The organism is Streptomyces aureoversilis, assembly GCF_042657885.1.
GTDB classification, from domain to species: Bacteria; Actinomycetota; Actinomycetes; order Streptomycetales; family Streptomycetaceae; genus Streptomyces; species Streptomyces aureoversilis.
The window spans coordinates 171,388-184,932 of the sequence record NZ_JBHSKJ010000004.1; the positions used below are offsets into that span (position 1 = coordinate 171,388).

The following is a 13,545-nucleotide window of genomic DNA, read 5'->3' on the forward strand; positions in this document are numbered from 1 at the left end:
GCACGGCCGCGGGAGAATGGGCCCAGGTACGGGGAACGCCCGCGGATCCGGCCCCGCGTTCGCCAGGCGTACGAGCTGGGCAGTACCCGCCGGTGGCCTGACCTCCCGGAGTTCGCCGAGAGGCGCTCAGAGCCGAGCCGCACGGCGCCTCTCTCCACAGCTCAGAGCCACGGCCCACCCACGTGTGCCCCCTCATGCGCGCGTGCGCACCCTGCGTGCGCTCTGTCGCAGACGCCTCACAGGGGCTGTCATGGAATGCCGGGTCTCCCCTTGCAGAGGAGTGTCTCCGTGTCCGATGCGTCCTTCCGCGACGTGCTCATCGGGATCAGCCCCTTCGGCGCACCCGACGCCAGGCTCGTCGCGGCGTTCACCCGGGCCGGCGGCCTCGGCGTGCTCGACCTCGGCGCGGGTGGCCGGCGGGCCGGGGAGGAGCTGGAACAGGTCCGCCGCTGGACCGCGGGCCGGCGGTACGGCGTACGGGTCGCCGCCGGGTGCCGGCTCGCGCCCGCCGATCTCGCCCCGGGGCCCGCCGGGGACGGGGCCGCACCGCACACGGTGGTGCTCGGCGTGGGTGCGGACTGGCCGGTCCGCGGGACGACCGGCGCGTACCGGGTGCTGGTCGAGGTCACCACCGTCGAGGAAGCCCTGGCCGCCGTGCGGGCCGGGGCGCACGGCCTCATCGCGCGGGGCGGTGAGAGCGGCGGCCGGGTCGGCCCGGTCGGCACGTTCGTGCTCCTGCAGCAGGTGCTCGGCGAGCCGGGAGTGACCATCCCCGTGTGGGCCTGCGGCGGCATCGGACCGCGGACCGCCGCGGCGGCCGTCGCCGGCGGGGCGGCCGGAGTCGTCCTGGACAGCCAGCTCGCCCTGCTGGCCGAGTCCGGCCTCGACGGGCGGACGGCGGCCGAGATCCGCGCCATGGACGGTTCGGAGACCACCGTCGTCGACGGTCACCGGGAGCTGCTGCGCCGCGATCCGCACGCCCGGCGCCTGCCGGTGGGTCAGGACGGCTTCCTGGCCTCCGTCTTCGCCGACCGCTGGCAGACCGTGGCCCGGACCGTCCGGGCCCTCACGGAGGCGGTCGAGGACGGCTTCCACGACGGCACGGCCGCCTCGGCGCTGGGTCCCGGTTCGGCGTCGGCCCGGGCGTTGGGCGTCCGGCTGCCCGTCGCGCAGGGCCCGATGACCAGGGTGAGTGACCGGCCCGCGTTCGCCGCTGCCGTGGCGGCGGAGGGCGGGCTCCCCTTCATCGCCCTCGCCCTGGCACCGCCGGACCGGGCGCGCACCGTGTTGCGCGACACCGCGGCGGCCCTCGCCGGGCGGCCCTGGGGCGTGGGCGTGCTCGGCTTCGCCCCGGAAGAGATCCGGGGCGCCCAGCTCGACGTCATCCGGGAGGTGCGCCCGAGCCATGCCGTCATCGCGGGCGGACGGCCCGCCCAGGCCGCCGCCCTCGAAGAGGCCGGGATCGCCACGTTCCTGCACGTCCCCTCGCCCGGCCTGCTGCGGCGGTTCCTGCGGGCCGGGGCCCGCAGGTTCGTCTTCGAGGGCGCGGAGTGCGGCGGCCATGTGGGACCGCGGAACAGCTTCCCGCTGTGGGAGGCGCAGACTGCGGTGCTCACGGACTTCCTGGCCGGGCACGGGAGCCGGGACGCCCAGGAAGCGGCGGGTACCCGGGAAGGCCGCATGGAGGTGTTCTTCGCCGGCGGCATCCACGACGAGCGGTCCGCCGCCATGGTCGCCGCCATGGCCGCCCCGCTGGTCCGGCGCGGCGTCGCGGTGGGTCTGCTGATGGGGACGGCCTACCTGTTCACGGAAGAGGCCGTCGCCTGCGGCGCCGTGCAGCCGCTCTTCCAGCGGCAGATACTGGCGGCGCACCGCACGACCCTGCTGGAGACGGCGCCGGGCCACGCCACCCGGTGCCTCACGACCCCCGTCACGGCGGACTTCGGCGCACTCAAGGAGCGGCTCCAGGCGCAGGGTGTACCGGCACGGCAGCGCTGGGAGAGCCTTGAGCGGCACAACGTCGGACGGTTGCGGCTCGCCAGCAGGGGTGTCGAACGCGGTCCCGGCGGAGAGCTGGTGCCGGTGGGCGAGGACCGGCAGTTCCACGAGGGCCTGTTCATGGCCGGGGACGTCGCGGCGCTGCGCTCCGGCGTCACCACCGTCGGAGCGCTGCACCGTGCCGTGACCGAAGGGGCCGCGGACCACCTGGAGCGGCGGGCCGAGGAGCTGCGCCGCGTACCGGAGGAGGGCGCACCCGGGGAGACGTCCGAGGCGGCCGTCTCCCGGCCGCTGGACATCGCCGTCGTCGGCATGGCCTGCATGTTCCCGGGCGCACCCGACATGGCCGCCTTCTGGGCCAACGTGCTCAGCGGCGCCGACGCCGTCACCGAGGTGCCGGCCGACCGCTGGGACCCCGCCCTCCACCACGGCGCCGCCACCGTCTCCAAATGGGGCGGATTCCTGCCGCGCATCCCCTTCGACCCGCTGCGCTACGGCATTCCGCCCGCCTCCCTGGGCAGCACCGAGCCGGTGCAGCTGCTCGCCTTGGAGGCCGCGCGCCGGGCCCTGGACGACGCCGGGTACGGCGACGGCGGCCAGGGCGGCAGCGGCAGCGGCAGCGGCAGCGGCAGGACCTTCGACCGCTCCCGCGCCTCCGTGATCTTCGGCGCCGAGTCCGGAGGCGAGCTGTCCCACGCCTACACCCTGCGCGCGGTCCTGCCCTCCTACTTCGGCACGGTCCCGCCCGACCTGGCGGAACAACTGCCCACGCCCACCGAGGACTCCTTCCCCGGCATCCTGGCCAACGTCGTCTCCGGACGCATCGCCCACCGCCTCGACCTGGGCGGGGCGAACTACACCGTGGACGCGGCGTGCGCCTCGTCCCTCGCCGCTCTCGACTCCGCCTGCAAGGAACTGGTCACCGGCAGCAGCGACCTCGTCCTGTGCGGGGGTGCGGACCTGCACAACAGCATCGCCGACTACGCCCTCTTCTCCTCCGTGCAGGCGCTCTCGCCGACAGGACGGTGCCGCCCGTTCGACGCCGCGGCCGACGGGACCGTCCTCGGGGAGGGCGTGGCCTGCGTGGTGCTCAAGCGGCTGGCCGACGCCGAACGGGACGGCGACCGCGTCTACGCCGTGGTCAAGGGGGTGGGCAGCTCCAGCGACGGCAGGGCACGGAGCCTCACCGCGCCGTCTCCGCAGGGCCAGCGCGCCGCCCTGGAGCGGGCCTACAGGAGCGCCGGCGTCTCGCCCGCCGACGTCGGGCTGGTCGAGGCCCACGGTACGGGCACCGTCGTCGGCGACCGTACCGAGATGGCCGCCCTCGACGAGGTGTTCACCGCGGCCGGGGCCCGGCCGGGGAGCTGTGCCCTGGGGTCCGTCAAGGCGCAGATCGGGCACACCAAATGCGCCGCGGGCCTGGCCGGTCTCGTCAAGACCGCCCTGGCGCTGTACACGGGCGTCACACCGCCGACCGCGCAGCTGGAGCGGCCCGGCCCCGGCTGGCGGGAGGGGGACAGCCCCTTCGCCTTCCACACCCGGGCGCGGCCGTGGGCGGTCCCGGCCGCCGAGCGGATCGCGGGGCTCAGCGCCTTCGGCTTCGGCGGCACCAACTTCCATGCGGTGCTCACCGCCCACGAGGCGGGCATGCCCCCGCGGCACGGTCTGGACGCCTGGCCCGCCGAGCTCTTCCTCTTCCGCGGCACCGACCCTTCCGCCGCCCTCCGCGCCGCCGGGAAGATGCTGGAACTGGCCGAGGCCAACGACGCCGCCGGACGGCCCCGGCGCCTCCGCGACCTGGCCCTGACCGCGTCCCGCACGGCCGACGCCGGCCGGGAGCCGGTCCGGGTCGCCCTGGTCGCAGCCGATCTCGGCGACCTCGCGGGCAAGCTGCGCCGGATCCTGGAGACCGGCGACGGACCGGCAGCCGGCGGCGGCCCCGCACCGGGCGTCCACGTCGCGGAACCGGGGAGGGGGACGGGAAGGGGGACGGACCCCGGCAAGGTCGCCTTCCTCTTCCCCGGCCAGGGCAGTCAGCGCCCCGGCATGTTCGCGGACCTCTTCATCGCCTTCCCGGAACTGCAGCGCCATCTCGGCCTCGGCCGGGGCCACGCCGCCGTCCTCCACCCCCCGGCCGCCTTCGACGACGCGCGGCGAGCGGAACACCGGGCCCGCCTCACCGACACCCGAGCGGCACAACCGGCGCTGGGCATCGCCGGCCTCGCCGCGCACACCCTCCTCGAAACGGCCGGCATCCGGCCCGACATGGCGGCCGGGCACAGCTACGGGGAGCTCGTGGCGCTCTGCGCGGCAGGCGTCATGGACGCCCGCACCCTGCTGCACCTGAGCGCCGAGCGGGCGAACGCGATCCACGCGGCCGCCGGGGCGCACGCGGACGGGCCGGGCGGCATGGCGGCGGTCGCCGCCGGACCCGCCGAGGTCGAACGCGCCCTCGCGGAAGCGGGCCTGTCCGGCCGGGTCGTCGTGGCCAACCACAACGGCCCGGCCCAGACCGTCGTCTCCGGGCCGGTGGACGCGGTCGACGCGGCGGTGGAGGCCGCGCGTGCCGCAGGCCGCTCCGCGACCCGCATTCCGGTGGCCTGTGCCTTCCACAGCCCGCTCGTGTCGGCGGCCGAAGCCCGGTTCGCCGAGGCGCTGGAGAGCCGGGCCCTGGGCGCGGCGGAGTTCCCCGTCTGGTCCAACCGGACGGCCGCCGAGCACGGCGGTCCGGCGGACGTGCTGCGCGCGGAACTGGCCGCACAGATCGGTGCGCCGGTGCGCTTCGCCGAGCAGATCGAGGCCATGTACGCGGCGGGGGCCAGGATCTTCGTCGAGGCCGGACCGGGCACCGTGCTCACCGGCCAGGTCCGGTCGATCCTCAGCGGCCGGCCGCACCGGGCCGTCGCCTGTGCAGGAAGCCCCGGGGAGGCCGGCCGCGAGCTGCCCGGATTCCTCGACGCCCTGGCCGAGCTCGCGGTCGCCGGACTGCCGGTGCGCACCGCCTGGATGTTCCGCGGCCGTGACGCCGTCGACGCCGAGCCCCTGCCGCAGGAGCGGCCGGGCTGGACGGTCGACGGTCACCTGGTCCGCACCCGGGACGGTGACCCCGTTCCCGGCGGGGCGGCACCCGCTCGGCGCATCGCCGCCCCGGTGGTGGCGGCCCCGTACCACGAGGGTGATCCCCGAGGGGACAAGGACGAGCTGGTCTCCGAATTCCTGCGCACGAGCAGGGCCATGATCGCCGCCCAGCGCGATGTGCTGCTCGGGTACTTCGGCGCCGGGCAGCAAGAGCCCGTGACACTCCGGGCCCGGGCTCCCCTGCGTCCGGATCAAGCTCCCGCGCGTCCGGCTCAGGCTCCCGTACGTCCGGCGCCGGAGGCCGTGGCGCCCGCCCCCGCCGCACCGCCCGCGGCCCTGACCGAGGCGGACGCGCTGAAGCTGGTGTCGGAGGTCATCAGCAGGCGCACCGGCTACCCGCTCGACATGATCGCGCCGGGCCTGGACCTGGACGCCGATCTCGGCATCGACTCCATCAAACGGGCCGAGATCGCGGGCGAGTTCGCCCAGCGTGCGGGCCTGGGCACCGACGACGGTGCGGCGGCCCTCAGCGACGAGGAACTGGAAGAGCTCGGCAAGGCCCGTACCGCGGAGGCCACCGCGGCATGGCTGATCAGGAAGATCGCCGCCGCATCCCCGCCGGACGCGCACCCGCGGCAGCCGGTGCCGGTGGCCGGCGGAGTCCCGCGGCGGTTCCGGCTCGGGCCCGTACCGCTCGAAGGTGTTCCTGCCGCCGCGCCGTCCCCCCGCCTCGCCGGCCGGCGCTTCGCGCTCCTCGGCGCCGGCGACGTCGCCACGGCGCTGGCGGCCCGGCTGGAGCGGCACGGGGCACAGACCGTGGTCCTGCCGGCCGATCATCTGCTGACCGAGCAGGACGGCCCTGTGGACGGCGCGGTGCTCCTCGGCCCGCTGACCGGCTCGGACCTGCCGGTTCTCCCCGGTGCGTACCCTGCCCTCCGGGCCGCCCTGCAGTGCGGCCCGCACTGGCTCCTGACCGTCCGGGACGCCGCGCCGCACGACGCCCACGCGGCCGGCCTGCGCGGGCTGTTCCGCACCGTGGCCCGGGAGTATCCGCAGGCCGTGGCCCGGCTCGTGGAGCTGTCCCCCGGCCTGCCCGCGTCCGACGTGGCCGACGCCCTCGCCACGGAGATCCTTTTCGACGACCGGGACGCCCCGGTCGTGCTCCGTACCGGTGCCGGCCGGCAGGGCCTGGAGCTGCAGGAGATCCCGATCGTCCGCCCGGAGGCCGCCCTTGCGGGGCAGGAGAGCGACGCCGACGCCACGGCCGCCGCCGGGCTGAACCGCGACTCGGTGGTCGTCCTGGTCGGCGGTGCCCGCGGCATCACGGCACGGTTCGCCGTCGCCCTCGCGACCGCCGCCCGCTGCCGCGTCGAGCTGCTGGGCCGTACGCCCTGGCCCGGACCGGACGAGGAGCCGGCCATCGCCGCAGCGGGCGACCCGACGGCGCTGCACGGCGCACTCGCGGCCCGGGGAGGCCTGACGCCGTCACAGATCCGCGAGGAGAGCGCGCTCATCCTGGCACGACGCGAGATCGCCGCCACGATGGACGAGCTGAAGGGCGTCGCCGCCCGCGTGCGGTACCGGCCGGTGGACGTCCGGGAACCCGAGGCCGTGTGCCGGGCGGTCAAGGAGATCCATGCCGAGTACGGCCGTCTCGACGGCGTCGTCCACGGGGCGGGCGTGATCGAGGACGGGCTGATCGCGCAGAAGTCCGCCGCGTCCTTCCAGCGGGTCTTCGCCACCAAGGCGGACGGCGCCGCCACGCTGCTGGGCGCGCTCGAAGGACTGCCGGCCCTTCCCGCCTTCGTCGTGCTCTTCGGAAGCGTCGCCGCGGCGCTCGGCAACCGGGGCCAGGCGGACTACGCGGCCGCCAACGACGCACTGGAGGAACTGGGCGCCCAGTGGGCGGCCCGCACCGGAGGCCGGGCCCTGACCGTCCACTGGGGGCCGTGGGCCCCCACCGGAGCCCACCCGGGGATGGTCACCCCGGAGCTCGGCCGCGCGTACGCCCGGCGCGGAGTCGGTCTCATCGACCCCCATGAGGGTGCCCGGGCCCTGCTGCGCGAACTCGCCTGGGGCGGCATCCGCTCCGGTGCCGTCGTCTACACCGCCCCGGGCCGGTGACCATGACGCACACACCGGCGCCGCCGGTCGCCGTGATCGGAATGGCCGTGCTGCTGCCCGGCTCCCCCGATCTGGAGGCGTACTGGCGGAACCTGACGGCCGGCACGGACGCGATCACCGACGTCCCGGCGGAGCGGTGGGACGCCGGCTACTACGACCCGGCGGGTGCCCGCGGGGCCGACCGCATCTACTGCCGGCGGGGCGGGTTCGTGGACGAGTTCGCCGTGGTGGACACCGCCCGGTGCGGCATCATGCCCGCTGCCGTGCCCGGCACCGAGCCCGATCAGCTGCTCGCGCTGCACGTGGCGGCGGCTGCCGTGGCCGACGCGGGCGGCGAGCAGCGGCTGCCAGACCGGGACCGGGTGGGCGTGGTGCTGGGCCGCGGCAACTACATGGGGGCCGGGCTCGCCCGTCTCACCCAGCGAGTGGGGTTCGCCCACCAATTGGTGCGCACCCTCGGCGAGCTGCTGCCCGACCTGGAACCGGATCAGCTCGATCGCGTCCGGGCCGCGTTCACCCGCCGTCTGGGCGCCGACAGCCCGGATGCGGCGGCCGGCCTCGTGCCCAACCTCGTCGCGTCGCGGACGGCGAGCCGGCTCGACCTGCGCGGCCCGGCCTACACGATCGACGCCGCCTGCGCCTCGTCCCTGGTGGCGGTCGACCAGGCGGTCGCCGAGCTCGCCACCGGCCGCTGCGACGTGATGCTGGCCGGCGGGGTCCACCACTGCCACGACATCACCCTGTGGAGCGTCTTCAGCCAGCTGCGCGCCCTCTCTCCGAGCCAGCGCATCCGTCCCTTCCACCGGCACGCCGACGGCCTCCTGATCGGCGAGGGGTCGGCCGTCGTGGTCCTCAAGCGCCTCGCGGACGCCCAGCGGGACGGCGACCGCGTCTATGCGGTCGTCCGCGGCACCGGGGTGTCCGGCGACGGCCGCGCCTCGGGGCTCCTCAGCCCGGACCCGGGCGGCCAGGTACGGGCTGTGCGGCAGGCGTGGCGAGCCGCCGGCCTCGACCCGCGCGCACCGCACTGCCTCGGGCTCCTCGAAGCCCACGGCACCGCGACCCCGGCCGGGGACGCGGCCGAACTCGCCACCCTGGCCGAGGTGTTCGGTCCCGCGGCGGGCGGCGACCGCGCCGTGCTCGGATCGGTGAAATCGATGATCGGCCACACCATGCCGGCCGCCGGAGCGGCCGGGCTGGTCAAGGCTGCCCTCGCGGTCCACCACGGGGTGCTGCCGCCCACGCTGCACTGCGACGATCCGCATCCGGCGCTGGCCGGCACGCGGTTCCGCGTCACGGGCTCGGCGGAGCCGTGGGAGGGCGGGCCCGGCCCGGCCGCACGCCGCGCCGCCGTCAACGCCTTCGGCTTCGGCGGCATCAACGCCCACGTCGTCCTCGAACAGCCGCCGCCCGCCACCGGTGCGCGGAACCAGCGGAACCGCAGGGCCACGACCGCCGTGAGCGAGCCGGAGCGCGTCCTGGCCCTGGCCGCGGACACCCCGCGGGAACTCGCGGACCTGCTCGCCCTGGAGAACCACGCGACGGCGGCCCCCCTGGGCACCGGCCCGGTCCGGCTCGGCATCGTGGCTCCGACCCCCGAGCGGCGCGCGCTCGCCGCACGCGTGGTGGCCAGGGAACGTCACTGGCGCGGCCGCAACGACATCTGGTACGCGCCCGCCCCGCTCCTGGGCCCCGGCACCACGGGCAGAATCGCGTTCGTCTTCCCCGGCCTGGAGGCCGAGTTCGCACCCCGGGCGGACGGGATCGCCGAGTACTTCGGCCTTCCGCCCACCGCCGGCCGCCCATCCGGAGCGGGAGCGCCCGTCGGTGATCTCGGGCGCCATGCCGTCGAGGTGTTCGCCCTCGGCCGCCTCCTCGACGGCGCGCTGCGGCGGATGGGCATCCGTCCGGACGCCGTCGCCGGCCACAGCGTCGGCGAGTGGAACGCCATGGCGATGGCCGGCATGTACGCGCGGGAGGCCGTCGACGGACTCCTGGCCGCCTTCGACCCCGACCGGCTGCGCGTGCCCGGTCTCGCCTTCGCGGTGCTGGGCACCTCGGCCCGGCGGGCGCAGGCCGCACTGGCGGCGCCGGGGGACGGCCGCGTCGTCCTCTCCCACGACAACGCACCCGGGCAGTGCATGATCTGCGGCCCCCGTCCCCAGGTCGAAGAGGTCGTCCGGTCGCTGCGCGCCGAGGGGGTGTTCGGGCGCGTCCTGCCGTTCCAGTCGGGCTTCCACACCCCCATGCTGGCCCCGTGGCTGGAGCCGATCACCGCCGAGGCGGAGCGTCTGGAGCTGGTGCCCCCCGATGTCCCGCTCTGGTCGGCGACGACCGCCTCCCCGTACCCCACGGACCCGGCGGAGGTACGGAAGCTGTTCGTCCGCCACCTGCTGGAGCCGGTGCGCTTCCGGTCGCTCGTCGATGCCCTGCACGACGCGGGGTTCCGCGCGTTCGTCCAGGTCGGCACCGGACAGCTCACCTCACTCGTCTCCGCCACGCTGGAGGGCAGGGACCACCTCGCCGTGGCCGCCGACTCGCCCCGCAGGGACGGACTCGCCCAGCTCCGCCGCGTGGCCCTGGCCCTGTGGACCCACGGCGCCGGCATCGACCCCGCCCTGCCGCCCGCGCACGGTGCCGCCACGGTCCACAGGCGGGTGGACCGGTCCCGTGTCACGGTCCAGACGCCGACCCGGCTCGCCCTGGGCAGCACACTCGTCTCCCTGAACGGGCAGGACCTGGCGGAACTGCGCCGCGACCTTGCGCTCACCCGCACCGCGGCAACGGGTTCCGGCGAATCCGGCGCCGATTCCGTCGGCCGGTGCGTCACCGCGCTGGAGAAGGCCGCCGGGCGCTTCCCTCCCGCCGCGGAGCTCGCCGCGCTCATCCGGGAGACGGCCGCCACCGCGGCCGCACTGATCGACGCTGCCACGCCGGGCAACGCCGGCACGTGGGGCAACGCCGGCATGCCGGGCGACTCCGCCGCGCCCAGCGACGCCGTCACGCCGGGCCGCGGGTGGCAGACGGTGCTGCCCGTCTCCGTCGAGGCGATGCCGTACCTGCTCGACCACTGCTTCATCCACCAGCGCCCCGGCTGGCCCGATCTGGACGACAGGAGACCTGTCGTCCCGGGCACCACCATCGTCCACCACCTCATGGATGCGGCGGAACGGGCCGTCCCGGGCATGCGGGCGGTCGCCGTGCACCATGTGCGCTTCGATCAGTGGGTGGCCGCCTCCGAGCCCGTCGACGTACCCATCACGGGGATCCCGTCGCCGGACGGCGCGGACAGGTTCGACGTCTCCTTCGGCCGGAGTGCACGGGCGACCGTCGAGCTCGCGCCGCAGTACCCGGAGGCCGGCCGGGGCGCACAGCACCCGGCCCCTGCGGCCGAACGCACCCCCGAGCACACGGCGGCCCAGATCTACGACGAGCGCTGGATGTTCCACGGCCCGTCGTTCCAGGGCGTCACCGACATCACGGCCATCGGTGAACAGCATGTGCGCGGCGTGATTTCCGCCTCTGCCACGCCGGGGGCGCTGCTGGACAACGTCGGTCAGCTCATCGGCTACTGGATCATGGCGAGCCGGGCCGAGCGGGTCGCCGTGCTCCCCGTGGGCATCCGGCACATCCGCTTCGCCGGCCCCCGCCCCGCACCCGGCACCCCGGTGGAATGCCTCGTCAGGATCGTCTCGCTGACGGACACCATGCTCGAGGCCGACGCGCAGATCGTCACGGGCGGCCGGGTGTGGGCCGAGCTCACCGGCTGGCAGGACCGGCGCTTCGACAACCTGCCCGAGACCCGCAAGGTGGAACGCTTCCCCGAACGTCACACCCTCTCCCGCCCGCAACCCGGAGGCTGGAGCCTGCTCCACGCGTGGTGGCACGACAGCGCCTCCCGCGACCTGGTCATGCGCAACCATCTGGCCCGCGCCGAACGGCAGGCCTACGAGCGGCAGCCCCCGCGCGGCCGGGGACAGTGGCTGCTCGGCCGGATCGCGGTCAAGGACGCAGTGCGGCAGCGGCTGTGGGAGGAGGGCGAAGGGCCGGTCTTCCCCGCCGAGATCCGGGTGGGCAACGACGAACAGGGCAGACCGTTCGTCACCGGAGTGCACGGCCGGACCCTGCCCGACCTCGATGTGTCGCTCGCTCACTGCGCCGAGACCGCTGTGGCCCTGGTGCGGCACCGCAGCACCTGCACACCGGGAGGCGTGGGCATCGACGTCGAGGAGATCACGGAACGGCCCGCAGACCTGCACGAGTTCGCCCTGGGACCGGCTGAACGCCGGCTGCTCGCCTCTGCATGCGCGGAGACGGGTGAACCGGAGGCCCTGTGGTTCACCCGGTTCTGGGCGGCGAAGGAAGCCGTGGCCAAGGCGGAGGGCACCGGCCTGCGGGGCCGCCCCCGGGATTTCACGGTGCTCGGTGTCGGCCCGGACGGGCTCGTGGCGGCGGCCGGGAGACACGCCTGGTCCGTGCGGTGCCGGCGTATCGGCAACCCTCCCGGCCTGACCGCCAGGGACTACGTCGTCGCGTGGACGACCGGCACGACGGACGAGGTGCCCGGGCAAGCGACCAAGGAAGTGACGGAGGCAGCGACCGAGGAAGTGGCCGGGGAAACGGTCGGGGAAACGGTCGGCGAGGCGATCCGGAACGGGATCCAGGAGAGAGGGACGGCATGAACGACGAACGGACGAGCCCGACGGGTGCCGAGGACGGGACCGTGGTGTTCGAGGAGGTCCTCGAAATGATCGGCGCCATTCTCGGGGAGCCCGTGGACGACTTCCACGACGGGGAGATCACCAGGGAGACCAGGCTCCACGAGGACCTGGACATGGTCAGCATCGACTTCGCGGACCTGGGCGGCCGGCTCGCCGCGGCGTACGGGGAGAGGGTGAACCTGGCGGATTACTTCGCGGGACTCGACCTCAGCCAGATCATGTACCTCACGGTCGGTGACATCGTCGACTACGTCGTCTCGTGCCTCCACGGGGACGCGGCCGGGGCGGCGGGGCGCCGGGGATGAGAGGCGGCAGGCCATGAGCGGCTTCCTGTTCGTCGTGCCCCCGTTCGCGGGACACGTCAACCCCACCGTCGGTGTCGCGGCGGAACTGGTCCGGCGCGGCCACCGGGTCGCCTGGGCAGGTCCGCGGCACGCCGTGGAGCCGCTGGTGGGGGCGCGAGCGACCGTGTTCCCCTGCGCCGCCCCGGGGGTGCCGGGATCCGTTGGCGCCGCCGTTGCGAAAGCACCGGGAACGGGGGCTCCGGATCCAGGAAGGCCGGGCCCCGGAAGGCCGGATCCAGGTGCGTCGTTCCCGCCCCGGGAGCAACGGGGGGCGGCGGCGCTGAAATCCCTGTGGGAGGACTGCCTGGGGCCGCTCGCCGAGGCCATGGCACCCGGGGTCCGGGCAGCCGTACGGGAGTTCCGGCCGGACGTGCTCGTAGCCGACCAGCAGGCCCTCGCAGGAGGTCTGGTGGCCGACCAGCTGGGGATCCCCTGGGCCACCTCGGCGACCACGTCGGCGGAATTCACGGCGCTCACCGGCACGCCACAACTGCGGGCGTGGACCGACGAACAGATCCAGAGCCTGCGGAAACGCACTGGGGCACGGGGCAGCCGATCCGATCCGCGCCGTTCGGACCGGCTCGTCCTGGTGTTCACCACCGAGGCACTGGCAGGCCCGGCCCGGCACTTCGGCCCGCAGGTACGGCTGGTCGGACCGTCGATCGCCCCGCGGCCCTCCCCCGGCGGCTTCCCCTGGCACCGCCTGGACGACGCGCGCCCGACCGTGCTGATCACGCTCGGCACGGTGAGCGGCGATGCCGGGGCGCACTTCCTGCCCGCCTGCGCCGCGGCGGTACGCGACCGGTCCGACGCCCTCCAAGCGGTGATCGTCGACCCGTCCGGCGCCGTTCGCGACACCGGCGACGGGATCCTCGCCCTGCCGCGCGTGCCGCAGCTCGCCCTGCTGGAGCGGTGCTCGGCCGTGCTCTGCCACGGCGGGCACAACACCGTCTGCGAGGCCCTGTGGCACGGACTGCCCCTCGTGGTCGCACCCATCCGGTACGACCAGCCCGTGGTCGCCTCCCAGGTGGCCCGGGCGGGGGCCGGGCTGCGCGTCCGGTTCCGCCACGCGACCGCCGACCGGATCGGCGCGGGCCTCGACACCGTTCTCGGCGAGCCGCAGTACCGGGCCGCGGCCCGGCGCGTGGGGGAATCCTTCCGCGCGGCGGGAGGCGCGGCCGCCGCGGCGACCCACCTCGAACACCTCGCCGCCCGCACCGCGGTGGTACGGGCCCGAGCTCTGTGAACGTGACCGCGGGCCATGCCCGAACCGTCCCTCC

General features: G+C 75.4%; 4 protein-coding genes. All 4 read left to right on the forward strand.

Going from position 1 to position 13,545, the window contains the following annotated elements:
- Positions 1 to 288 precede the first annotated feature (288 nt).
- The 4 genes from ACFPP6_RS08575 to ACFPP6_RS08590 all read left to right on the forward strand — a co-directional run bounded on the left by ACFPP6_RS08575 (position 289) and on the right by ACFPP6_RS08590 (position 13,511).
- On the forward strand, positions 289 to 7,200 hold the full coding sequence (locus ACFPP6_RS08575) for an SDR family oxidoreductase (protein ID WP_417801529.1): 6,912 nt from the start codon (positions 289 to 291) through the stop codon (positions 7,198 to 7,200).
- 2 nt (positions 7,201 to 7,202) lie between these two features.
- Positions 7,203 to 11,882 carry a beta-ketoacyl synthase N-terminal-like domain-containing protein gene (locus ACFPP6_RS08580; protein WP_382038756.1) on the forward strand — a complete coding sequence of 1,560 codons (4,680 nt, stop codon included), beginning with the start codon at positions 7,203 to 7,205 and terminating at the stop codon, positions 11,880 to 11,882.
- The gene (locus ACFPP6_RS08585) at positions 11,879 to 12,226 is read left to right on the forward strand and encodes an acyl carrier protein (protein ID WP_382038758.1); all 348 of its coding nucleotides are present in this window, start codon (positions 11,879 to 11,881) and stop codon (positions 12,224 to 12,226) included. The genes ACFPP6_RS08580 and ACFPP6_RS08585 overlap by 4 nt, the downstream gene beginning before the upstream one ends.
- A 364-nt stretch (positions 12,227 to 12,590) precedes the next feature.
- Positions 12,591 to 13,511, forward strand: coding sequence for a glycosyltransferase (locus ACFPP6_RS08590; RefSeq protein WP_382038760.1), 921 nt, complete (start codon positions 12,591 to 12,593; stop codon positions 13,509 to 13,511).
- The last annotated feature ends 34 nt before the right edge of the window (positions 13,512 to 13,545 follow it).